Origin of the sequence: Rhodococcus sp. WB1 (assembly GCF_001700945.1) — a bacterium.
GTDB classification, from domain to species: Bacteria; Actinomycetota; Actinomycetes; order Mycobacteriales; family Mycobacteriaceae; genus Rhodococcus; species Rhodococcus aetherivorans.
Genome location: NZ_CP015529.1, coordinates 411,884 through 434,837, shown reverse-complemented (window position 1 = coordinate 434,837; position 22,954 = coordinate 411,884). Strand labels below are relative to the sequence as shown.

General features: G+C 72.6%; 22 protein-coding genes. 14 read left to right on the top strand and 8 right to left on the bottom strand.

Annotated features, from left to right (window positions below):
- Nucleotides 1-142: 142 nt before the first annotated feature.
- Nucleotides 143-1,363, top strand: coding sequence for a DUF3068 domain-containing protein (locus tag A4U64_RS02065; RefSeq protein WP_029546053.1), 1,221 nt, complete (start codon nt 143-145; stop codon nt 1,361-1,363).
- A gap of 100 nt (nt 1,364-1,463) precedes the next feature.
- Here A4U64_RS02065 and A4U64_RS02060 read toward each other — a convergent pair whose 3' ends face one another.
- Nucleotides 1,464-2,699, bottom strand: a complete 1,236-nt coding sequence (locus tag A4U64_RS02060) for a polysaccharide biosynthesis protein (RefSeq protein ID WP_065922084.1) — start codon at nt 2,697-2,699, stop codon at nt 1,464-1,466.
- Between the two features lie 87 nt (nt 2,700-2,786).
- Between A4U64_RS02060 and A4U64_RS27530 the strand changes: the two genes are divergently transcribed.
- Nucleotides 2,787-4,544 carry a hypothetical protein gene (locus A4U64_RS27530; protein ID WP_198163365.1) on the top strand — a complete coding sequence of 586 codons (1,758 nt, stop codon included), beginning with the start codon at nt 2,787-2,789 and terminating at the stop codon, nt 4,542-4,544.
- Here the strand turns inward: A4U64_RS27530 and A4U64_RS02050 are convergent.
- Nucleotides 4,449-5,684 carry a glycosyltransferase family 4 protein gene (locus A4U64_RS02050; RefSeq protein ID WP_029546059.1) on the bottom strand — a complete coding sequence of 412 codons (1,236 nt, stop codon included), beginning with the start codon at nt 5,682-5,684 and terminating at the stop codon, nt 4,449-4,451. The two genes, A4U64_RS27530 and A4U64_RS02050, sit on opposite strands and share 96 nt — an antisense overlap.
- A 155-nt stretch (nt 5,685-5,839) precedes the next feature.
- Between A4U64_RS02050 and A4U64_RS02045 the strand changes: the two genes are divergently transcribed.
- The 6 genes from A4U64_RS02045 to A4U64_RS02020 all read left to right on the top strand — a co-directional run bounded on the left by A4U64_RS02045 (nt 5,840) and on the right by A4U64_RS02020 (nt 12,348).
- A complete protein-coding gene (locus A4U64_RS02045; protein ID WP_029546061.1) occupies nt 5,840-6,595 on the top strand; it encodes a class I SAM-dependent methyltransferase in 756 nt (251 codons plus the stop codon).
- Nucleotides 6,595-7,479 carry an ROK family protein gene (locus A4U64_RS02040; RefSeq protein WP_050035914.1) on the top strand — a complete coding sequence of 295 codons (885 nt, stop codon included), beginning with the start codon at nt 6,595-6,597 and terminating at the stop codon, nt 7,477-7,479. The genes A4U64_RS02045 and A4U64_RS02040 overlap by 1 nt, the downstream gene beginning before the upstream one ends.
- Before the next feature lie 78 nt (nt 7,480-7,557).
- Entirely contained in the window at nt 7,558-8,484 is a 927-nt protein-coding gene (locus A4U64_RS02035; RefSeq protein WP_006940256.1) for a dienelactone hydrolase family protein, read from the top strand.
- 69 nt (nt 8,485-8,553) lie between these two features.
- Nucleotides 8,554-9,717, top strand: coding sequence for a phosphotransferase family protein (locus A4U64_RS02030; RefSeq protein ID WP_065922082.1), 1,164 nt, complete (start codon nt 8,554-8,556; stop codon nt 9,715-9,717).
- Nucleotides 9,714-10,871, top strand: coding sequence for a hypothetical protein (locus tag A4U64_RS02025; protein WP_065922081.1), 1,158 nt, complete (start codon nt 9,714-9,716; stop codon nt 10,869-10,871). The genes A4U64_RS02030 and A4U64_RS02025 overlap by 4 nt, the downstream gene beginning before the upstream one ends.
- A gap of 28 nt (nt 10,872-10,899) precedes the next feature.
- A complete protein-coding gene (locus A4U64_RS02020; protein WP_065922080.1) occupies nt 10,900-12,348 on the top strand; it encodes an aldehyde dehydrogenase in 1,449 nt (482 codons plus the stop codon).
- An 88-nt stretch (nt 12,349-12,436) separates the two neighbouring features.
- On the opposite strand, the gene epsC is transcribed toward A4U64_RS02020, so the two are convergent.
- Together epsC and cysK are read right to left on the bottom strand one after the other, a co-directional pair.
- Nucleotides 12,437-13,015, bottom strand: a complete 579-nt coding sequence (gene epsC, locus A4U64_RS02015) for a serine O-acetyltransferase EpsC (RefSeq protein ID WP_006940242.1) — start codon at nt 13,013-13,015, stop codon at nt 12,437-12,439.
- Nucleotides 13,016-13,022: 7 nt separating this feature from the next.
- Nucleotides 13,023-13,958: a cysteine synthase A gene (gene cysK / locus A4U64_RS02010; RefSeq protein ID WP_006940240.1), complete on the bottom strand. Its 936-nt coding sequence runs from the start codon at nt 13,956-13,958 to the stop codon at nt 13,023-13,025.
- A 73-nt stretch (nt 13,959-14,031) separates the two neighbouring features.
- On the opposite strand from cysK, the gene A4U64_RS28115 reads away from it, so the two are divergent.
- The 4 genes from A4U64_RS28115 (at nt 14,032) to A4U64_RS01995 (ending at nt 16,723) form a co-directional block, all read left to right on the top strand.
- Nucleotides 14,032-14,199: a hypothetical protein gene (locus A4U64_RS28115; protein WP_157127555.1), complete on the top strand. Its 168-nt coding sequence runs from the start codon at nt 14,032-14,034 to the stop codon at nt 14,197-14,199.
- Nucleotides 14,200-14,258: 59 nt separating this feature from the next.
- Nucleotides 14,259-14,912 (top strand): hypothetical protein, encoded by a 654-nt coding sequence (locus A4U64_RS02005; RefSeq protein WP_065922079.1) that lies wholly within the window; start codon nt 14,259-14,261, stop codon nt 14,910-14,912.
- Nucleotides 14,912-16,078: a zinc-dependent alcohol dehydrogenase gene (locus A4U64_RS02000; protein ID WP_065922078.1), complete on the top strand. Its 1,167-nt coding sequence runs from the start codon at nt 14,912-14,914 to the stop codon at nt 16,076-16,078. Before A4U64_RS02005 ends, A4U64_RS02000 begins: the two co-directional genes overlap by 1 nt.
- 168 nt (nt 16,079-16,246) lie before the next feature.
- Complete coding sequence (locus A4U64_RS01995; protein ID WP_029546114.1) at nt 16,247-16,723, top strand: VOC family protein; 477 nt, start codon at nt 16,247-16,249, stop codon at nt 16,721-16,723.
- A gap of 73 nt (nt 16,724-16,796) precedes the next feature.
- Here A4U64_RS01995 and A4U64_RS01990 read toward each other — a convergent pair whose 3' ends face one another.
- The 4 genes from A4U64_RS01990 to A4U64_RS01975 form a co-directional block, all read right to left on the bottom strand.
- Nucleotides 16,797-18,626, bottom strand: coding sequence for a phosphoenolpyruvate carboxykinase (GTP) (locus tag A4U64_RS01990; RefSeq protein WP_029546116.1), 1,830 nt, complete (start codon nt 18,624-18,626; stop codon nt 16,797-16,799).
- Between the two features lie 278 nt (nt 18,627-18,904).
- Nucleotides 18,905-19,255: a DUF6802 family protein gene (locus A4U64_RS01985; RefSeq protein ID WP_050035917.1), complete on the bottom strand. Its 351-nt coding sequence runs from the start codon at nt 19,253-19,255 to the stop codon at nt 18,905-18,907.
- Nucleotides 19,256-19,265: 10 nt separating this feature from the next.
- Nucleotides 19,266-20,723, bottom strand: a complete 1,458-nt coding sequence (locus A4U64_RS01980) for a hypothetical protein (RefSeq protein ID WP_065922077.1) — start codon at nt 20,721-20,723, stop codon at nt 19,266-19,268.
- Complete coding sequence (locus A4U64_RS01975) at nt 20,720-21,364, bottom strand: hypothetical protein (protein WP_157127554.1); 645 nt, start codon at nt 21,362-21,364, stop codon at nt 20,720-20,722. Before A4U64_RS01975 ends, A4U64_RS01980 begins: the two co-directional genes overlap by 4 nt.
- Nucleotides 21,365-21,518: 154 nt before the next feature.
- On the opposite strand from A4U64_RS01975, the gene trmB reads away from it, so the two are divergent.
- Nucleotides 21,519-22,265 (top strand): tRNA (guanosine(46)-N7)-methyltransferase TrmB, encoded by a 747-nt coding sequence (gene trmB / locus A4U64_RS01970; RefSeq protein WP_029546125.1) that lies wholly within the window; start codon nt 21,519-21,521, stop codon nt 22,263-22,265.
- Nucleotides 22,262-22,954 (top strand): NYN domain-containing protein, encoded by a 693-nt coding sequence (locus tag A4U64_RS01965; protein ID WP_006940232.1) that lies wholly within the window; start codon nt 22,262-22,264, stop codon nt 22,952-22,954. The genes trmB and A4U64_RS01965 overlap by 4 nt, the downstream gene beginning before the upstream one ends.

Below are 22,954 nucleotides of genomic sequence, written 5' to 3'. Positions count from 1 at the left end.
GTCCGCGCGGTGGCGCGCGCCGGGCGGCTGCCCTGTTAGTGTCTGGGCTCACGTGGTATTCGCGAGCCGGATGCCAGGCGATCCGTGCAGACCGGCTGCCGGTGGGGGTACTCGATGGAACCGTTGAGTGAGGAGACACAGCATGGCTGAGCGTTCGGGCTCGGGCCGGAAACTGGCATTGGCGTTGGTGGGCCTGGGCGCCTTCCTTATTGTCGCGGCGATACTGATCCCGACCTATACCGTCGGCAAGCTCGCCAAGACGCCGCTGGATCTCGAGGTGACCACGGTCGCCGAGGGCACCGGCGACATCCTCAACGCGCGGGCACTGCTGTCGGGGCGGGCGCAGGTCGACACCGACGTGCCGATCGTGGCGCAGCGGTTCGTCACCGTGGAGGAGCCGTCGGACGCCGACATCATGACCCTGCAGGCCGGCCAGACGGTCCGTCGCCTGGACATGCAGGGTGACACGGGCCTGGTCTCCGCCACCGTCGACCGGGTCACCGTGGACCGGGTCAGCGGCATGCCCGTCACCCAGGAGGAGAACCCGGACGCCGTCAGCACCATCCAGACCTCGGCGACGGCGCCGCCGGCGGAGATCCCGAACCGCGACGGCCTGCAGTACCGCTTCCCGTTCGGCACCGAGCAGAAGTCGTACCCGTACTTCGATCTGAACGCGCGCGAGACGTTCCCGATCGACTACATCGACGAGACCGAGATCAACGGCGTCAAGGTCTACCACTTCCGGCACGAGGTCGGGCCGATCGACCTGTCCACGGTCGATCCGTCGGTGCCGACCTACAAGCTGAGCCTGCCCGCCTCCACGTGGGGCGTCGAGGGCGGCGAGACGCCGGTAACCATGACCCGGTGGTACACCAACGTTCGTGACCTGTGGGTCGAGCCGGAGACCGGCGTCGTCATCAAGGGCCAGGAGCAGCAGTACCAGTACTACGCCCGCGAGGCGAACCGTCCCGAGGTGACGGTGCTGCAGGTGAGCCTGCCGTTCAACGAGGACACCATCGAGTTCCAGGTGGACCAGGCCAAGAACGGCATCGACACCCTCAGCCTCTTCGGTCGCACCGTGCCGATCATCCTCGGCATCCTCGGTCTGATCTCCCTGATCGCCGGCATCGTGCTCGGCCTGCGCGGCGGCAGCGGCCGCACCGGCCGTCCCGTCGCCGCGACGGGCGGCCCGACCGCCCCGGCCGGCCCGGCCCATGCCGCGCCGGGACAGCGCGACTGGACCAGCGACCGCACCGAGGAGATCCCCCGCACGGACGCTCCCCCGCAGCAGCGGGACTGGACCACCGACCAGACGCAGGAGATCCCGCGCACCGACCTGCGCAAGGAACCGCCGCAGCAGTAGTCACGAGCGCCGATGCCCCTCCCCGATCCGCTCGGGGAGGGGCATCGGCGTTTTCGTGGGCGCGCTCGTTCGGCCCGCGGCAACCGAATGTCACACGGGGTCAGTCGGATCGAACAGCTGTCACATTCGGCCCCGCGGGGTGGGCCGCGCGGACCGCCAGCACGGAGACCACCGTGGCGGTGACGGCCGCGACGGCCACGGCGACGAGCACGAACTGCCGGGTGGTGGACGCGACGGTGAGCATGAGGGTGGCCTCCACCGCGAGGCCGGCCCACGCGACGGCGGCGAGATGGGTGCGCTCGCCCGCGATCGCGGACAGCAGTGCCCCCTGCAGCACCGCCAGGCACGCGCCCTGCAGCGCGAACAGCCACAGCAGCGACTGCACCGGGGCGTACGCGTCGCCGACGAGCAGCGGCACCAGCGGCGCACACACCGCCGCCCCGGCGACGAGGACCGCGCCGATCCCGACGAGGACGGCCAGGGCGGACCGGACGGCGGCCGCGGACTGGGCGGGGTTGGCCATCCGCGGGTACAGCACCACCCCGACGGCCTGCGGCAGCCAGAACGCGACCTTCGTCGCGACGGCGCCGAGCGCGTACAGCCCGGCATCCTCCGGGTCGAGCACGGCGCGGGCGAGCAGCAGGTCCAGCGAGGTCAGGGCGATCAGCGCCAGCTGCACCTGGGAGGCGCGCAGTACCGCGGGCACGCCGACCGCCGGGGCGGCACCCGACTCCGGTCCCGCCGGGGAGCTCGACACGAGCGCGGCGGCCCCGGCCGCGACGAACCCGGTGCCGACCGCCCCGGCGAACAGCGCCGCCCCGGGCCCGCCGCCGGCGGCGAGCACCGCGACGGCGGGCACGACCTTCGCCACGCCGGCCGCGGCGAGGACGACACTGAGCGCGCCGAACCGTCCCCGCCCCTGCAGCAGGCCCTGCTCGGCGGCGAGCAGCACCAGCAGCGGCGCGGTGACGAGCGAGCCGAGGGCACCGGCGACGCTGGTGTCGAGGACCCACGCGACGAGCGGCACGACGGCCAGCGCGACGACCCCGGCGAGGCCGGCGCAGCGGTACCCGAGACGGCGCAGGGACGCGGTGCCGGCACCGAGCACGGTCTCCCGGGCGACGACCGTCTGCAGCGCGAGCGCCGGCACGGCCAGCACCAACTGGGCGGCCAGCAGGCCGGCGAACTCGCCGTACCCCGCGGGGCCGAGCCACTGGGCGGCCGGCAGGTGCAGCAGGTAGGAGGCCAGGCTGGCGGTCATGGCCCCGGCGGTCACCATCGTCATCCCGGCGACGGTGGTTCCGGTGGCCGAGCGCGGCGTCTCAGGTCGCGGCATCGGACCATGGTTGCACGCCGCCGGGTGCGGGCGGCGAGGCACCGGATCCGGACCGGGGTGCCGGGGCGGGCTGGGTATTGTGCGGCCATGCCCAGGCCGGTGTCGCTGCGTCCCGCTGTCCCGGCCCTCTACAGCCTGGCCCTGGCGGTCGTGGTGCTCGGGCCGCTGCTCGTCTCCCCCGGTTACCTGCTGTTGCGCGACGCGGTGAGCACCCCGCGGTCCTTCCTGACGGATTCGGCGCTGGGTCTGACCGACGCCGCGGCGCGGGCGGTGCCGCAGGACGCGTTGCTGGCGACGGCGAGTGCGGTGGTGGACGGCGGTGTGGTGGTGACGGCGCTGCTCACCGGCGCCCTGTGGGCGGCCGGTTGGGGCGGCGCCCGCCTGGTGGCGGTGCTGTTGCCGGCGGCCGGTCTGCCGGCGCGGCTGGTGGCGGCGACGGTGTTCGTGTGGAACCCGTACGTGGCGGAGCGGCTGCTGCAGGGGCACTGGAGCCTGGTGGTGGGCTACGCGGCGCTGCCGTGGACGGTGGTGGCGTCGGTGGCGGTGCGACGGGGCGCCCGCTCCGGGTGGGCGTCGCTGGCGGTGTGCCTGGGCGCGGCGGGGCTGACGCCGACGGGCGCGCTGCTGGCGTCGGTGACGACGCTGGCCGTGCTGGCCGCTCCGGGCGGGCGGTCCCCACTGCTTCCCCGTCTCGCGGGCGCGGTGGCGCTGGCGACTGCGGTGGCGGCGCCGTGGCTGGTGGCGACGGCCGTGTCCGGCGGTGCGGGCGACGGGTCGGATCCGGCGGGGGTGCGGGCGTTCGCGGCGCGGGCCGAGCCCGCGCTGGGCACGCTCGGCAGCGTGGCGGGGCTCGGGGGCATCTGGAACGCCGACGCGGTGCCCGGTTCGCGGGCGACGGTGTGGGCGCTGGTCGGCACGGCGGCGCTGCTGCTGGTGGTGGCGTGCGGGGTGCCGGCGCTGTGGCGGCGCCGGCGCAACCCGGTGCTGGGGGTGCTGACGGCGCTGGCGGCGGTCGCGGTGCTCGGTCCGGCCCTCGCGGCGACGGGGACGGGGTTGCGGGCCGGAGCGTGGGCGATGGTGCACGTGCCGGGCGCGGGTCTGCTGCGCGACACCCAGAAGTGGGTGGCGTGGGCGGTGCCGCTGTACGCGCTGGCTGCCGCGGCAGGTGTCGGCACGGTGCGCGGGCGGTTCGGCGGCCGGGCCGGCGCCTGGGCCACGGCGGCCGCGCTGACCGTGCTGCTGGCCCTTCCGGATCTGGCGTGGGGCGTGGGCGGGCGGGTGCGGCCGGTGCAGTATCCGGACGCGTGGCAGCGGGTCGCGGCGGCGGTGCCGGCGGGCGCCGGCGACGTGGCGGTGCTGCCGGCCGGAATGTTCCGGCGATTCGAGTTCAGCGGCGCCGCACCGGTTCTCGATCCGGCACCTCGGATGCTGCGCGCGGACGTGCTGCAGTCCGGGGAGCTGATCGTCGCCGGAGGCACCGTCGCCGGCGAGGGTCGGGGCGCCGCGGAGGTGGAGCGCCTGCTGCTGGCCGGGGCGGCGCCGGCCGACCTCGCTGCCCACGGCGTGGGCTGGGTGCTCGTCGAGCACGGCACGCCCGGGGACCTCGGCGACTCGGCCCGCGCGCTCGAGCAGCTCGAGCCGGTGTTCTCCGATGCCGCGCTGTCGCTGTACCGGGTGCCGGGGGTCGACGGGACGCGGTCGGACGACCGGACGGCGGCGATCGCCGCGCACGCACTGTGGGTGGCGGTGTCAGCAGGCGGGCTCGTGGGCCTGCTGGTCCTGCGACGGCCCGCCCGGCGCCGCGAGCACCACGGCGGCCTCCGCCGGGCGCGGGAACAGTCCTGAGACGCGGCGGCCCGCGGCCGTCGCGGCGAGCACCTCGTGCACCCCGTCGCCGGTCGCGGACCAGGAGAACTCTGCGGCCCGCACCCGGGCCTTGCCGCCGAGGGTGCGGCGACGATCCGCGTCGGCGAGCAGGTCGGCGACGGCGTCGGTGAGCTCGTCCGCGGAGTCGACGAGCACGCCGGTGACGCCGTCGATGATCGAGTCGGTCAGTCCCCGCGAGCTGCGGTAGCCGACGGTGGGCACGCCGTGCTGCGCGGCCTCGACGACGGCCAGCCCCCAGCCCTCCTTGCGCGACGGCATCACGTGCACCCAGGACCGGGAGAGCAGTTCGTGCTTGCGGTCCTCGGCGACGTGGCCGTGGAAGGTGACGGCATCGGTGATGCCGAGGTCCGCGGCGGCCGCGCGCAGGTTCCTCTCCCACCAGCCGCCGCCGATGACGTCGAGGTGCAGGCCGGGGACGCGGTCGCGCAGCGCGGCGACGGCGGCGAGGGCGTCCTCGATCTGCTTGTGCGGCACGAGCCGCGACAGCACGCACACGGTGGGGTGCGCGGTGCGGGTGTGTTCGTCGCCGGGCTCGACCCCGGCGGGGACGGCGTCGGCGCCGTTGCGGACGACGGCGATGCGGTCACGGTCGACGCCGAGGGCCATCAGTTCGTCGGCGGACGGCAACGACACGGTCAGGTACTGGTCGTCGCGGTGCAGGCGCGGCGACAGGGCGGACTCGATCCACCAGCCGAGCCTGGCCATGACGCGGCCGGCGACGGGCCACTGCTCACGGTGGCAGTGGTGCACGAGCACGGTCACGGGCGCGCCGGCGACGAGGCGGGCGAAGAACGGGATGCCGTTCTGGGTGTCGATCACCGCGTCGGGCCGGAGGTGGCGCAGCGGACCGAATCCGAGACGGCCGGCGGCGATCGCGGCGAGGGCGCGGGGGTAGACGGTGAGCCGGCCGCCGCCGCGGCTGACGGTGATGCCGTCGATCTCGTCGCGGCCGGGGGCGCCGGGGTAGGCGGCGGTGCGGAGGGTGACGCGGATGCCGCGCGCGGCGAGCTGGGCGCCGACCTGTTCGAGGTAGCGTTCGCTGCCCCCACCCTGGGGGTGCCCGGTGTCGCGCCAGCACAGCAACAGAACCTCGCGCACGTGGCGACCCCCTGTGGTTCGTCGTCGACGGTTGTATCCCGGAACACACTAACGGGTGCGGGGCCGCCCGCGGTGGAGGGTTACCGGCGGGTAGTGCGGTGCGGTGGCCGCTATGGTTGCTCCTCGTGGTTGTTCCGACCCTGCCCGTCCCCCCGGTGGCTCGAACCTTCGCCCGGCGCGCGACCCTGCGCCGGTCCGTCGGGCTGCTCGGCGACTTCCGGCACGAGCAGTCCGCGCCCGAGTTGTTCTACGGGGCGCTCGCGCGCGACACCGTGGAACTGATCGGTGATCTGTACGCGGGACTGACCGGCCGGGACCTGACCGGCACGACCGTCGTCGACGTGGGCGGCGGGCCGGGGTACTTCGCGGAGGTGTTCGGCGCGTCGGGCGCCCGCTACGTGCCGGTCGAGCCGGATCCGTCGGAGATGCACGCGGCCGGTCTCGCGGTGGGCGGGTCGATCCGTGGCTCGGGCCTCGCGCTGCCGCTGCGCACGGGATCGGTGGACGTGTGCTTCTCCTCGAACGTCGCCGAGCACGTGGCGCAGCCGTGGGTGATGGCCGACGAGATGCTGCGGGTGACGCGGCCGGGCGGGCTGACGGTGCTGTCGTACACCCTGTGGTGGGGCCCGTTCGGCGGGCACGAGACCGGCCCGTGGCACGCGTTCGGCGGCGAGTACGCGGCGCGGCGCTACGCCCGCCGGCACGGGCGGGAGCCGAAGAACCGGTACGGGGTCTCGTTGTTCGAGGTGGGTTGCGGCGACGGGCTGCGGTGGGCGCGTTCGACGCCGCACGGCGAGCTGCTGGCCGCGTTCCCCCGGTACCACCCGCGCTGGGCGTGGTGGCTGGTGCGGGTCCCCGCGGTGCGGGAGTTCCTGGTCAGCAATCTGGTGCTCGTGCTGCGCAGGCGCTGATGGTCGCGCTCGCCCTCGACGTCGGCGGCACCAAGATGGCGGCCGCCCGCGTCCGCGCCGACGGCACGCTCGACGCACCGCGGACGGTGCCGACGCCCGCGGCCGGCGTGTGGGCGGCATGCGCGGAGCTGTTGCGTCGGGTCTCCGCGGGAGCCGAGGTGACGGCCGTGGGGATCGCGAGCGCCGGGCCGGTCGACGTCGGCGCCGGTGCGGTGGCGCCGATCAACATCGGCGAGTGGGCGGGCGGTTTCGGCCTGGTCGACGCCGTGCGCGGCCTGTTCCCGCGGTCGCGGGTGCGGCTCGCGGTCGACGGGGCCGCGGCCGCGCTGGCCGAGCACCGGCTCGGGGCGGGCCGGGGTGCGACGGACCTCGTCGGCGTCGTGGTCTCGACCGGCATCGGCGGCGGTCTGGTGCTGGGCGGCCGGATCGCCGGGGGCCGGACGGGCAATGCGGGCCACATCGGGCACATGGTGTCGAGCGTGGGCGCCGACCCGTGCGCGTGCGGGGGTGTCGGGTGCGTCGAGACCGTGGCGAGCGGGCCGGCCGCGGTGCGGTGGGCGCGGGAGCACGGCTGGTCCGGTGCCGACGGGGCGGCGCTGGCCCGCGCCGCGGGCGCGGGAGATCCGGTCGCGGTCGCGGCCCTGGGGCGTGCGGGGGCGGCGCTCGGGGAGGTGTTCGCGTCGGCCGCGGCGCTGGTGGACGTGGACCTCGTGGTGGTCGGCGGCGGGTTCGCGCAGGCCGGGGAGCCGATGTGGCGGCCGATGCGCGAGGCCGCGGCCCGGCACGCGCGGCTGCCGTTCCTGACCGGGCTGGAGATCGTGCCGGCGCGGCTCGCCGCCGTGGGGACCCTGACCGGCGCCGGGATCCTGGCCGTCGGGGACTGAGCTTCGGCGCGAATCGCCCGCACCGCGGCCCCCGTCGCGTCACAATACGAAGACAGTGTCCTCGGGACGGGAGCGGCCATGACGCCTTTCCAGCGCTACATCGCCGAGGAGATCGCGGTGGATCACGCCGACGGTCTGCTCACCCGCCGCGAGGCGCTGCGACGGCTGGGGCTGCTGGGGCTCACCCTCACCGCGGCATCCTCGCTGCTCGCCGCCTGCGCAAACGAGAACGGCTCGCCCGCAACGCCTTCCGCGACTCCGGGAGCGACCTCGGGCACTCCGGCCCCGACGTCGCCGGTGGCGCCGCCGGGCAGCGCAGATGCCGTTGCGACGGAGGCGATCACGTTCCCCGGCCCGGACGGGCGGACGCTGCAGGGTGCGTGGGCGCCGGCGGCGGACCCCCGGGGCGCCGTGCTCGTGGTCCACGAGAACAAGGGTCTCAACGACCACATCCGATCGGTGGCCGGGCGCCTGGCGGGGGCGGGCTACTCGGCACTCGCGATCGACCTGCTCTCCGAGGAGGGGGGCACGGCGTCGTTCGCCGACCCGGCACAGGCCACGGCCGCACTGAGTACCGTTCCGCCGCAACGATTCTCCCAGGACATGCGCTCGGGCATCGACGAGTTGACGCAACGGGTGCCCGACCGGCGCATCGGGGCCGTGGGGTTCTGCTTCGGCGGCGGCATGACGTGGCTGCTGCTGACGACCGGCGACCCGCGCCTCGCGGCGGCCGTCCCGTTCTACGGACCGCTGCCCGACGGCGCCGACTTCGCCGGGTCGCGGGCCGCCGTCCTCGCGGTCTACGCCGAACTCGACCAGCGGGTGAACGCGTCGCGGGACGCGGCGACCGCCGCCCTCGAGCGCGCGGGCCTGGTGCACGAGGTGGTGACCTACCCCGGCGCCGACCACGCGTTCTTCAACGACACCGGACCGCGGTACAACGCAGACGCGGCCGCGCAGGCATACGACCGCATGCTCGCCTGGTTCGGGACACACCTCGGCTGACCCCTTCCGAAAACTTGTAACGTGTTCTAGTGTTCGAGGTCACAGCCCCGGTGGCCGGAAGGAGAGCGCGTGAGCATCGACCCCGACGCGTCGGCGCACGGCGCCCAGGACGGCTCCGCCCACGATGCCGAGGTCGCGCGCCCCCGCGACTCCCGCCGGGATCCCGGACAGGTCCGCGAGAACCTGCAGCGCTGGCTCGCCACCAAGGTCACCGCCCCCGTCGTCGAGAACGTGCACCTCCCCGAGACCACCGGCATGTCCAGCGAGACGCTGCTGTTCGACGCCCGCTGGGACGGCACCGACCATCCGCTCGTCGCCCGCGTCGCCCGCGTCGCCCCCGCCGACACCACCGTGCCCGTCTTCCCCGCCTACGACCTCGAGGGTCAGGCCCGGGTCATGGGCGCCGTCGGCGAGCACTCCACCGTCCCCGTCCCCCGGGTGCACTGGTACGAGCCCGATCCCGCGCCGCTCGGGGCCCCGTTCTTCGTCATGACCCGGGTGGCGGGCCGGGTGCCACCGGATGTCATGCCGTACAACTTCGGCTCCTGGGTCACCGAGGCCGGCGACGCCGAGCGTGCCGCCATGCAGGACGCGTGCGTCGACGTGCCGGCCCGGATCCACGACGTCGCCCCGGTGGCCGCCGGGCTGGGACCGGCCGGCACCGTCACCGACGCCGTCCGGGCGCACCTGGACCGGCAGCGCTCCTACTACGAGTGGACGACCCGCACCGGTGGTCCCCGCTCCCCGCTCGTCGAACGTGCGCTCGCCTGGCTCGACGCCCGTTGCCCCGACGACCGCTCGCCCGCGGTGCTGTGCTGGGGCGACGCGCGGATCGGCAACATCCTGTTCGACGGTTTCCGGCCCGTCGCGGTGCTCGACTGGGAGCTGGCCACCCTCGGCGCCCGCGAGATGGACCTGGCCTGGATGACGTTCCTGCACAGGTTCTTCGAGGACATCGCCGCCGCGGCCGGGCTGCCCGGCCTGCCGGGCTTCCTGCGCCTGGACGACGTCGCCCGCGCATACGCGCAACGCACCGGCCACGTCCCGCGCGACCTGCACTTCTACACCGTCCACGCGGCGCTGCAGCACGCGATCATCATGCTGCGCATCCACACTCGCGCGGTGCATTTCGGCCAGGCGCAGCCACCCGGCGATCCCGACGACGCGATCATGCACCGCGCCGCCCTCGAAGCCATGCTCGACGACACCGACCGGCAGGGGGCGGCGCCGTGAGTTCCCTCTCCCCCCTGGACGACTACCCCGTCCACCAGACGGCCGAACCGATCCGGCGCGTCGCCACGTCCGACCGCAACTTCTACGACCGGTACTACTTCAACTGCTACCCCGCCGACACCACCGACCTGTTCCTGATCGTCGGCATGGGCCAGTACCCGAATCTCGGTGTGGCCGACGGTTTCGCGGTGCTGCGCCGCGGCGACGACCACCTCGTCGTGCGGGCCTCGCGGGCCCTGGGGACCGATCGCACCGACACCACCGTCGGCCCGCTGCGCATCGAGGTGCTCGAGGGGCTGCGGCGGCTGCGGGTGGTGCTGGAGCCCGGCCATGCCGAAACCGCCGACCTGTCCTTCGATCTCACGTTCGACGGGGTCGTCCCCGCCACCGAGGAGACCCCGCAGCGGCTGCGCCGGCTCGAGCGCGTCGTCATGGACACGTCCCGGTTCGTGCAGACCGGCCGGTGGGCGGGCACCCTCACCGTCGACGGCCGGACCCGGCAGGTGGACCCGGGCACGTGGCTCGGCAACCGCGACCGCTCCTGGGGGGTGCGGCCCGTCGGGGAGCCCGAGCCGCCCGGGCGCACGGCCCACGAGGGCATGCCCGGATTCTTCTGGATCTACTCGGTGATGCAGTTCGACGACGACACGATCGTCACTATCGTGCAGGAGGACGACCACGGCCGCCGGCTGGTCGAGGAGGCGGTCCGGATCCGGCCCGGCGCCGAGCCCGAATGGCTGGGCCGGCCGGAACATCGGCTGGTGTTCGCGCCGGGCACCCGCAACGTCACGGGGGCGACGCTGACGTTCCACCGGCCCGGCTGCGAGGCGGTGACCGTCGAATGCGAACTGCTGGTGCCGAACCTGCTCGGCATCGGCACCGGGTACGGACTCGAACAGGACTGGCGGCACGGCATGTGGCAGGGCGAACTGGTCGTGCAGGCGCTGCGCCGCGACGTCCGGGAGATCGATCCGGCGCTGCTGATGTTCTGTCCCACCGACCATCTCGCGCGGTTCCGGATCGCCGGGTCGGACACCGTCGGCACCGGACTGTTCGAGGTCGCCGTGATCGGACCGCACCGGCAGTACGGCTTCACCGGGTTCGCCGACACCCACCCCGCGCACGACAACGACCGAGCGACATCCGACCAGTAGGAAACCAGGACCGTTGAGGAAAGAGAACATGACCGACTACGACAAGCTGTTCATCGGCGGCCGCTGGGTCGCCCCGTCGACCGACGAGCGACTCGAGGTGTTCTCGCCGGCCACCGAGGAACGCGTCGGTTCGGTGCCGGTCGCCGGGCCGGCGGACATCGACGCCGCCGTCACCGCGGCCCGTGCCGCCTTCGACGACGGACCGTGGCCCCGCACCTCACCGTCCGAGCGGGCCCAGGTACTCGCCAAGGCCGCCAAGCTGCTCGAGGAGCGCAGCGCCGACCTCGCCGCGTCGCTGTCCGCCGAGATGGGTCAGCCGCCCGCCTCCGTGCAGATGATGCAGGTGACGCCGTCCCTGGCGACCATCAACTACTATGCGGGACTTGCCGATTCGTTCCCATGGACGGAGGAGCGCACCGGGGCCTTCGGACGCTCCCGGGTGACGCGCGAACCCGTCGGCGTGGTCGCCGCCGTCATCGCCTGGAACGTGCCGCTGTTCCTGATGATCAACAAGCTCGGCCCGGCCCTGCTCGCCGGCTGCACCGTGGTCCTCAAGCCCGCGCCCGAGTCGCCGCTGACCACCAACGCGGTCGCGGAGATCTTCGCCGAGGCCGGGCTGCCCGAGGGCGTGCTGTCGCTCGTCCCGGGCGGCGCCGAGACCGGCGAGTACCTCGTCTCGCACCCCGACATCGACAAGATCACCTTCACCGGCTCGACCGCCGTCGGCAAGCACATCGGCGAGATCGCGGCCCGGAACCTCAAGCGCTGCTCCCTCGAGCTCGGCGGCAAGTCCGCCGCCATCGTCCTCGAGGACGCCGACCTCGACTCGACCGTCGCGATGCTCGTGATGTCGGGCCTGATGAACACCGGGCAGGCCTGCGTCGGCCAGACCCGCATCCTGGCGCCGCGCTCGCGCTACGACGAGGTCGTCGAGAAGATGGTGGCGACCGCGGCCTTCTTCCCCGTCGGCATGCCCGACGACGCGGCGGCGCAACTCGGGCCGCTGATCTCCGCGAAGCAGCGCGACCGCGTCGAGGGCTACATCGCCAAGGGCACGGAGGAGGGCGCGCGGCTGGTGCTCGGCGGCGGCCGGCCCGCCGGGCTCGACAAGGGCTGGTTCGTCGAGCCGACGATCTTCGCCGACGTCGACAACTCCATGACCGTCGCGCGCGAGGAGATCTTCGGTCCCGTGCTGTGCGTGATCCCCTACGACAGCGTCGACGAGGCCGTCGAGATCGCCAACGACTCCGACTACGGCCTCGCCGGCTCGGTGTACACCACCGACGTCGAGAAGGGCCTCGAGGTGGCGTCGCGGGTGCGCACCGGCACCTACGGCATCAACTGGTACGCCTTCGACCCGGGCTCGCCGTTCGGCGGCTACAAGAATTCCGGCATCGGCCGGGAGAACGGCCCCGAGGGCCTCGAGGCGTTCTGCGAGACCAAGTCGGTGCTGTACCCGCCCGGCTACGGCGCCTGAGTTCGTAGGTGGCCGAATGTCACATCGCGTCGGTTGGATAGACGCGATGTGACATTCGGCCCGGCCGGCTGCGGGTGCCGGCGAGACCTCAGATGTACATCGCAGGATCGATGTAGCAGGCCGGGTCCACGAGTTCCTCGTGCTGCTTGCGGGGGCGGATCGTCGCCGGGATGCCGACGGCGATCGAATCGGCGGGCACGTCGCGCGTGACCACCGCGTTCGCGCCGATCGCGACGTCGTCGCCGATCACCACCGGCCCGAGGACCTTCGCCCCCGCACCGATGGTGACCCGGTTGCCGATGGTGGGGTGCCGCTTGGTCCGCGCCAGCGACCGCCCGCCGAGCGTGACGCCGTGATAGATCATCACGTCTTCGCCGATCTCGGCGGTCTCCCCGATCACCACGCCCATGCCGTGATCGACGAAGAAGCGCCGTCCGATCGTCGCGCCGGGGTGGATCTCGATGCCCGTGAGGAAGCGGGTGAACTGCGCCAGGATGCGGGCCGGTCCCCGCAGCGCCGGCCGCGCCCACATCCGGTGTGCGAGCCGATGCGACCAGATCGCGTGCAGCCCCGAATACACGAGGGCGTTCTCCATGTCACCGCGCGACGCCGGATCGTGGCCGCGGGCCGCCTGCAGGTCTTCCCGGAGGGTGCGCAGAACACTCACGATGCGTTCAGTCCCGGATGTGCTCGAACAGCGGAGTGGAGATGTACCGCTCACCGAAGTCGCAGACCACGGCGACGATGAGCTTGCCGGCGTTCTCCGGACGCTTCGCCAGCTCCAGAGCGGCCCACACGATCGCGCCGGACGAGATGCCGCCGAGAATGCCCTCCTGCGTGCCGAGATCCCGGCCCACGCGGACGGCGTCGTCGAACGAGACGTCGACGATCTCGTCGTAGACCTCGCGGTCGAGCACGTCGGGCACGAAGTTCGCGCCGATGCCCTGGATCTTGTGCGGGCCCGGCTGTCCGCCGGTGAGGATGGGCGAATCGATGGGCTCGACGCCGACGATCTTCACCTCCGGCTTGTATTCCTTGAGCCTGCGGCCCGCGCCGGTGATCGTGCCGCCGGTGCCGATGCCGGCGACGAAGATGTCGACCGCGCCCTCGGTGTCCTTCCAGATCTCCTCACCGGTGGTCTGGTAGTGGATCTCCGGGTTCGCCGGGTTGGCGAACTGGCGGGCGAGGATCGCGTTCTCGGTCTTCGCGACGATCTCCTCCGCCTTCGCGACCGCGCCGGCCATGCCCTCGGAGCCGGGCGTCAGGACGATCTCCGCGCCGAACGCCCGCAGCATCACGCGACGCTCGGTGGACATCGTCTCGGGCATCGTCAGGATGACCTTGTAGCCGCGCGCGGCACCGACCATCGCCAGCGCGATACCGGTGTTGCCGCTGGTCCCCTCGACGATGGTGCCACCGGGGCGCAGCTCACCGGACTTCTCGGCGGCGTCGATGATCGCCACGCCGATCCGGTCCTTGACGCTGTTGGCCGGGTTGTAGAACTCGAGCTTGACCGCGACCTGGGCGCCGAGACCCTCGGTCAGCCGGTTCAGCCGCACGATCGGGGTTCGCCCGACCAGCTCGGTGACATTGTTGTAGATACCGCTCATGGGCCCGATCCTCCTCCCGGTCGCAGTGCCGACCGGATTGGTTCCGTCGTCACCTATTGCATCATTCCGGCGGATGTCCGATTCACGTGGGGAGCCGCACAGCGGTCCGGCCGCCCGGGGACCCACCGGTTTGCCCACCCTGCTCCCGCGGGTAGCCGACGTCATGACTCGTCACCGGCACGCCCGGAACGTCGCCGGCCGGCCGGTCGCAGCCCTGCAGGACAGCACCCCGCTGCGGTAGGGCGTCGCCCACCAGACCCGGCACGGGGCAGGCCCGCCCGCGCCCGGAAGGAGAAACCCGTGTTCGACATCGTCAAGACCGTGGAGAGATCCGGGCGGCAGATCGAGGGGGTCGTCCGTCGCGTCGTCGAACGCACCGGCTCCCACCCCGGTCCCCAGCAGACCGTCACCATCGGCGCACCCCGCGAAACGGTGCAACGGTTCTGGCGCGAGCCCGCCAATCTGTCGCAGGTGTTCGGGGAGCGCACCTCCGTCGCCGCGAGCGGCCCCGACCGCCTCCGGTGGACCTTCGAACTCGGCGCCGACCCGATCACGTGGGAGACGCGCGTGCTCGAGAGCGACGGGGAACTGCAGTTCGTCGCCACCGACGCCGGCGACTCGTCGCAGCCGCCCCGGATCCTGCTGTCGTTCGCCACCGCCCCGCACGGCCTCGGCACCGAGGTGAGCATGCGGGCCGACACCCCGGTGCCCGGCCTGATCACCGGCGCGGCCACGTTCACCGCCCTGTACCGGGCCCGCGCGCTGCTGCAGACCGGCGAGATGCCGACCCTGCGCTGCAATCCCAGCGCCCGCGGCAATCCCAGCGCCCGCGGCAATCCCAGCGCCCGCGGCAATGACAGCGCCCGCGGCAATGACAGCGCCCGCGGCAATCACAGCGCCCGCGGCAGCTCCGGTGCCTCCGGACGCGACTCCCGAACGGAAGGATCCCACTGATGCGAGCGCTGTGCTGGATGGGCGTGAACGACCTGTCCGTCGAGACGGTCGAGGACCCGAAGCTGCTCAACCCGCACGACGTGATCGTGGAGGTCCGCCTCACGACCACCTGCGGATCCGATCTGCATTTCATCGACGGCTATCTCCCCGGCATGCGGGAGGGCGACGTGTTCGGGCACGAGTTCATGGGCGACGTCGTCGAGAAGGGCGCGGAGGTCACCTCCGTGAACGTCGGCGACCGCGTCGTCGTGCCGTCGTTCATCGGGTGCGGCGCCTGCTGGTACTGCGACCACGACCTGTACTCGGCGTGTGACACCACCAACCCGAACGCTGCGATGCAGCAGCCGCTGCTCGGCTACCCGTCCGGCGGCATCTACGGCTACACCCACCCGTTCGGCGGGTACCAGGGTTCGCACGCGCAGTACGTGCGGGTGCCGTTCGGCGACGTCAACTGCTTCCCGATCCCCGAGGGGATCACCGACGAGCAGGCCCTGTTCCTCTCCGACGCGGTGCCCACCGGATACATGGGGGCCGACTTCTGCGACATCTCCCCCGGCGACACCGTCGCAGTGTGGGGTGCCGGGGGCGTGGGCCTGATGGCGGCCGTGAGCGCCCGGATCCTCGGCGCCGAACGAGTGATCGTCGTCGACCGCCTGGGCGAACGCCTCGACCTCGCCGCCCGGCTGGGGCTGGAGACGATCGACTACTCCGCCGAGGACAGCATGCAGGAGGCGCTGCGCGAGAGCACCGGCGGCCGCGGACCCGACGCGTGCATCGAGGCGGTCGGCATGGAGGCCCACGGCACCGGCCTGATGCAGATCTACGACCGCGTCAAGCAGGCGCTGCGGATGGAGACCGACCGCGCCACGCCGCTGCGGCAGGCGATCATGGCGTGCCGCAAGGGTGGGGTGGTGTCCGTCCTCGGGGTCTACGGACTCACCGACAAGTTCCCGATGGGCCTGCTCACCAACAAGAGCCTGACCCTGCGCACCGCCCAGCAACACGGACAGCGGTACATCCCGCGGCTGTTCGAGCACGTGCAGGCCGGCAAGCTCGACCCCAGCCTGTTGATCACCCACGACATGTCGCTCGAGGACTCGGTGCGCGGGTACGAGATGTTCAAGGACAAGAAGGACGGCTGCGTGCGCGCGGTGTTCCGGCCGTGACCCCGGTGCCGGGCCGGCGCCCTGCAACGGGCCGGCGCCCTGCAACGGGCCGAATGTCACACACATTCGATCGAATCGAACCTGTGTGACATTCGGCCCACCACCGCTGTCCCGGGGAATGTCGGAAATGTTCAATACGGCCGGCGGAGACGACGCGAGACTCGTCGCATGACGCATTCCGTGAATCCGATCCCCGCCGGCTACACCTCCCTCACGCCGTTCCTCGTCGTCGACGGCGCGGCCCGGGCCGTCGAGTTCTACCGCACGGTCTTCGGCGCCGAGGTCGTCGAACGAACCGACGGGCCCGACGGCACGATCGCGCACGCCGAACTGGACTTCGGGCACGGCCGGCTCCAGCTGAGCGACCCCGCGCCGGCCATGGGGCTGCGCGCGCCCGACGGGACGAACACCGTCGACCATTCCTACGTGCTGTACTGCACCGACGCCGACGCGACGTTCGCCCGCGCGGTCGAGCAGGGTGCGCAGGTCTTCGAGGAACCCTCGACGTTCGTCACCGGAGACCGGTTCGGGACGATCCTCGACCCGTTCGGGCACCGGTGGGCGATCATGACGCGCGTCGAGGACGTCGCGCCCGAAGAGGCACGACGTCGCATCGATGAGTGGCTCGCGAGTCAGTCGTCCTGAGCATCCCTGAAACGCCGAATGTCACATCGGATCGATACAAGCGATCCGATGTGACATTCGGTCGATCAAGGCGTCAGGCGAGGCGCTGCTTCAGGGCCTCGAACTCGTCGCGGATGCCGGAGGGCACCTTCTCGCCGAGGAACTCGAACCACTCCTCGATGAGGGGCAGCTCTTCCTTCCACTCCGCCACGTCGACCTTCAGCGCCTCGTCGACGTCGTCGCGGTCGACGTCGAGGCCCTCGAGGTCGAGGTCCGCGGCGGTCGGCACGAAGCCGATCGGCGTGGTCTGGGCGCCGGCCCGGTGCTCGATGCGGTCGACGATCCACTTGAGCACACGGGAGTTCTCACCGAAGCCCGGCCACAGGAAGCGGCCGTCGTCGCCGCGACGGAACCAGTTGACGTAGAAGATCTTCGGCAGCTTGTCCGCATCCGCGGACTTGCCGATGTTGATCCAGTGGTTCAGGTAGTCGCCGGCGTTGTAACCGATGAACGGCAGCATCGCCATGGGGTCGCGACGGACGGTGCCGACCTTGCCCTCGGCGGCGGCGGTCTGCTCGGACGACAGCGTCGCGCCGAGGAAGGTGCCGTGCTGCCAGTCGAGAGACTCGCTCACCAGCGGCACAGTCGTCTTGCGACGACCGCCGAACAGGATCGCGGAGATCGGCACACCCTGCGGATCGTCCCACTCGGGGGCGAGGATCGGGCACTGCGACATCGGCGTGCAGTAGCGCGAGTTCGGGTGCGCGGCCGGGGTGCCGGACTCGGGAGTCCAGTCGTTGCCCTTCCAATCGATGAGGTGCTCGGGATTGCCTTCCAGGCCCTCCCACCACACGTCGCCGTCGTCGGTCTGCGCGACGTTGGTGTACAGCGTGTTGCCGGCCTCCATCGTCTTCATGGCGTTGGGGTTGGAGCCGTGGTTGGTGCCGGGGGCGACGCCGAAGAAGCCGTACTCCGGGTTCACCGCGTACAGCCGGCCGTCCTCACCGAAACGCATCCAGGCGATGTCGTCGCCGAGGGTCTCGGCGCGCCAGCCCGGGATGGTCGGCTGGATCATCGCGAGGTTGGTCTTGCCGCAGGCACTCGGGAACGCGGCCGCCACGTAGTAGGCCTTGTCCTCCGGCGAGATCAGCTTGAGGATCAGCATGTGCTCGGCGAGCCAGCCCTCGTCGTGCGCCATGGCCGAAGCGATACGCAACGAGTAGCACTTCTTGCCGAGCAGGGCGTTGCCGCCGTAGCCGGAGCCGTAGCTCCAGATCTCCCGGTCCTCCGGGAAGTGGGTGATGTACTTGGTGTCGTTGCACGGCCACGGCACGTCCTTCTGGCCGGGCTCGAGCGGCGCACCCACCGAGTGCAGGGCCTTGACGAACGGCTTGTCGGTGCCCAGCTTCTCCAGGGCCGCGGTACCCATGCGGGTCATGATGCGCATGGAGACGACGACGTACTCCGAGTCGGTGATCTCGACGCCGAGCTTCGGGTCGTCCGCGCCGAGCGGGCCCATGCAGAACGGCACCACGTAAAGGGTGCGCCCGCGCATGCTGCCGCGGTACAGCTCGGTCATGGTCGCCCGCATCTCGGCCGGATCCATCCAGTTGTTGGTCGGTCCGGCATCGACCTCGTTGCGCGAGCAGATGAAGGTGCGCGACTCGACGCGCGCGACGTCCGACGGGTCGGAGTTGCCCAGGAAGGAATTGGGCTTCTTCTCGTCGTTGAGGCGGGTGAAGGTCCCGGCCTCGACCAGCTGGGTGGTCAGCCGGTCCCATTCCGCGTCGGACCCGTCGGCCCAGACGACCCGGTCGGGCTGAGTGAGTTCGGCGACCTCCTGTACCCATGCGAGCAGCTCGGCGTGCTGGGTCGGGGGCTTGCCATCGGTGCCGTTCAGACCGGGAATGGTCACTGAGGTCATCAAACTCTCCTGGGGTGCGCCGGAACCGGATCCCTCCCCCGACCTGCGACGAACCGTCCCAGGGACCAGCGGCGGACCCGGACTCCCCCTCTCGGCAGGGGTACCACCCGCTTCCTCCGTGGCCGAACGGACGAGGCGGGCGCCGGATGTCCTATTCATAGAGGTTAACGCCGGACTTCGGGGTGATGGCAATCGGGGCCGGTCGGAAATGTCACAGAAACGATTCAGAGGGCGAACACAGTACCCGCCTCGCACGCCCGGGGCACGGGCGATTTGCCTCACTTTCCTCGATCGAGGTGACCTTCGTCAATCCGGGTCCAGTGCTCCGCACCGTCGACGTCGCGCCGGAACTGCCACACCCCGAACCGCCCGTCGTCGCCGAGTTCGGTGACCCGGTCGAACCACCCGTCGGCGTCGGTGTCCGATGCGACGACGAGTGCGTCCGCGGTGGCGAACGTGACGGTGTCGAGCAGCCCGTCGCCGTCGACGTCCACGGCCGGCGGCAGCGCGCCCGGTCCAGCCGGGTCGAGCAGCGCCGGGGCCAGCCCCGGACCGAACGCGGGACGTCCCGGGACGGGCACGTCGGGCTCCCACACCTGGTCGTCGGTGCCGGCGAATCCGTCCACCATCGCGCGCTCCTCACTGCCGTGTCACACCACCGGACGCTGTCGTCCCACCGGACGCTGTCGTCCTGTTGGACGCGCCCGGCCGGCCGGCGGTTCCCGCCCGGGCGAGCACGGCGAGATCGCGCTCGCACGCCGCCAGCTGCCCGGCACGGTCCTCGGCGCGACGTCTCAGCTCGTCGTCGAGGGCGGCGATGCGGTCGCGCGCCGTGGCGAGCCGGGCGGTGCGCGCGACGGCGAGCGCGGACCCGAGCCGGGCCTCCGCGTCGACGATGCGCTCGAGCGCGACGGCCTCGAGCTCGGCGCGCACCTCGACGAGTTCCTCGAGCGCCCACCTGCGCATCCGGTCCCGTTCGGCGAGCCGTCGCCGCACCCGCACCAGCCACCACGCCGCCGCCGCGCCGAGCAGCAGGCTCAGCGGTACCGTCGCCAGCTCGAGCGTGGGCACCAGGGACAGCGGGGACACCGCGACGCGTCCCAGCCCCGCCCCGGCCGACGCGCCGATCAGCACGGTGAGGCGGTCCTCCACGGGACGTCGCGGGGACGGCGGCGCGGACCGCGGGGGCACGGTGGCCGGGCCGGCCGGCTCCGGGTCACCCGGTCCGATCCGGGCCAGCCGCTCGGTGACGACCGTGCCGACCCGGGCGTGCAGGTCGCGGACCACGTCGTCGAGCAGGTGCGGCACGTGCGCCGGGTCCACCGTCTCGATCGCGTCGCGAAATTCGGCGGACGCCGCGCGCACGGCCGCCGCGACGGCCTGCGCGGTGTCGATGCGGGCCCGTTGCAGCTCGGCGCGGAGCCCTCCGTCGTCGGCGGGAGTGGTGGCCCGCAGGCTCCACCGCGCCCGTTCGGCGCGCAGGGCCCCCGTGTCGTCGCCGGCGCGCAGGGCAGCGATCGCCTGCACCACGAGGTGGCGGGTCTCGGCGACGACGGCGCTGCGCAGGGCCCGGCCCGCATGCGGACCCGGGACCAGCGCCGCCGTGAGCGCCTCGTGCAGGTCGACGATCCCGGATTCGAGCCGCAGCACCGCTCCCGCGTCGCCGCCGACAGCACGGGCGCGGGCGGCGAGCGACGTCCCGACGGGCAGCAATGTCACCGGACCGAGCCAGGGTGCGTGCCGTTGCAGCAGCGCGACGTCCCGCTCGTGCACCACCCGCCAGTCCGGGTGCACGTCGGTTCCGGTGAGCGCGCACACCACGCGGCCGCTGCCGCGCCCGGCGGACTCGAGGACGGCGAGTTCGGTCCGGCCGAGGTGGGCCGACGCCTCGAACACCATCAGCACGACGGTCGCGGGACCGTCATGGACGTAGTCGACGGCCGGGCCGAGCGCGGTGAGCTCGTCGACGAGCGCCCCGCGGCCGCAGCCGTCGACCCCGGCCACCCGGATCCGCGGCGGGTCCGACGTGGCGTGCAGCCGCGCCCATCCCTCCGGGTTCCAGCGGCGCACGACGTCGCCGACGTCGGGCGGGATCACCGCGACGATCCGGTGAGGTCGTCGAGGGCGGCCTCGATGACGTCGCGGGCCCGCGGGCCGGCACCGATGCCCGCCAGGTCGCGGGCGAGCACGGCGTCGCGACGGCGGCGCGCGGAACCGAGTCGTTCGACGACCGCCGCCGGCCCGGAGCCGGGCGTGAGGACCGGCCGTCGCACGTGCGCGGCCGCGCGGGCGAACGCGGCCTCGGCATCCTCGAGTCTTTCGGTCCGATCGAGCACGACGACGAGGCGTTCGTCGTCGCGTGTGACGAGCGCCGCCGGATCGGCGGAGCGGACGAGTGCCGCCGGATCGGCGGAGCGGACGAGTGCCGCCAGATCGGCGGGGTGGACCCGCGCCGCGAGCACGAGGAGGACGACATCCGCGTCGAGGACCGGTTCGGGCCGGTCCGGCGAGTCGAGCTCCACGGTGTCGACCAGTGCCGACGCCGCGACCGCCGCCTCGACGGCTGCGCGGAGCGCGGGACGGACGGCGCCGCCGCGACCCGCGATCTGCACCCGCAGCGGGGCGTCGTGCCGGTCGAGGGCGCGCTGCACCTGTCGGCCGGCCCGGGCGTCGAACCGGCCGATGTCCTCGACGATCTGCCGCCACCGCGCGTGCGCGGTCCCCGCATCCCCCACCATGACCACCCCCGTGTGTCGCCGCCGATTCTGGCAGAGGCTGCCGTCGACGGCAGCGGCCCGGGGGCACCCTGAGAAAACCCGGCACCCTGAGAAAACACTGTGGTCACTTCAGTCCCTCCTGCCACACACCCTCCCGATACGCGACAATGGTCGGGTGAACGACGCCGATCTGGACACGACCGAGACGCTGGAGCAGCGCCCGACCCGAGGAAACCGTCTGTACCCGCGGGTGACGAGTTTCCGCTCGCGGCGGGGCGCGCTGACGCTCCCGCAGCAGGAGTCGTGGGACCGCTGCTGGCCCGAGCTGGGCCGCGACGTCGGCGACGACCGGCTCGACGTCGACGCCTGGTTCGGCCGCTCGGCGCCGGTCGTCCTGGAGATCGGCTCCGGCACCGGAACGGCCGCGGTGACGATGGCCCGGACCGAACCGCACGTGAACCTCATCGCCGTCGAGGTCTACAAGCCCGGCATCGCGCAGACGCTGCAGCAGATCGAACGGACCTACGACACCGACACGCCGATCCGGAACCTGCGGATCCTGCGCGGCGACGCGGTCGAGGTACTCGAGCACATGGTGGCCCCCGAGTCGCTGACCGGGGTGCGGGTGTTCTTCCCGGACCCATGGCCCAAGGCCCGCCACCACAAGCGCCGCCTGCTGCAGCCGCCGACGTTCGCCCTGATCGCGAGCCGGCTGCAGCCGGGCGGCGTGCTGCACGTCGCGACGGACCACGCCGAGTACGCCGAGGCCATCGCCGAGGCGGGCAACGCCGAGCCGTTGCTGACGACGCTCGACTGGGAGTCCCCCATCAGCCACGAGCGCCCCGTCACGAAGTTCGAGGACAAGGCGCAGCGGGTGGGCAGCAGCATCACGGAGCTGGTCTGGGGGAAGATCAGGGCATGAGCGTCCACGAAGAACTGTCCGACGTGTCCGCGGCCCCCACGACGGACGGCACCGAGCGGCACGAGCGGGTGCTGCTCGTGTGGGACGCGCCGAACCTGGACATGGGTCTCGGTGCCATCCTGGGCGGCCGGCCCACCGCCGCCTACCGGCCGCGGTTCGACGCGCTCGGACGGTGGCTGCTCGGCCGCACGTCCGAGCTCTCGCGCACCACGACGGCCACCCTCGACCCCGAGGCGACGGTGTTCACGAACATCGCGCCGGGCAGCGCCGACGTCGTGCGCCCGTGGGTCGAGGCGTTGCGCAACGTCGGCTTCGCGGTGTTCGCCAAGCCGAAGATCGACGAGGACAGCGACGTAGACTCCGACATGTTGCGGCACATCGCGCTGCGACGCAGTGAGGGTCTGGCGGGGGTGATGGTCGCCTCCGCCGACGGGCAGGCGTTCCGGGAACCGCTCGAGGAGATCGCCGCGACCGGCGTGGCGGTGCAGGTCCTCGGTTTCCGCGAGCACGCCAGCTGGGCGGTCACGTCCGAGGTGCTCGACTTCGTCGACCTCGAGGACATCCCGGGGGTGTTCCGTGAGCCGCTGCCACGCGTGAGCCTGGACTCGCTGCCCGACGAGGGCGCCTGGTTGCAGCCGTTCCGACCGCTGTCCGCCCTGCTCGTGGGCCGCAAGAGCGTGGCCGAATAG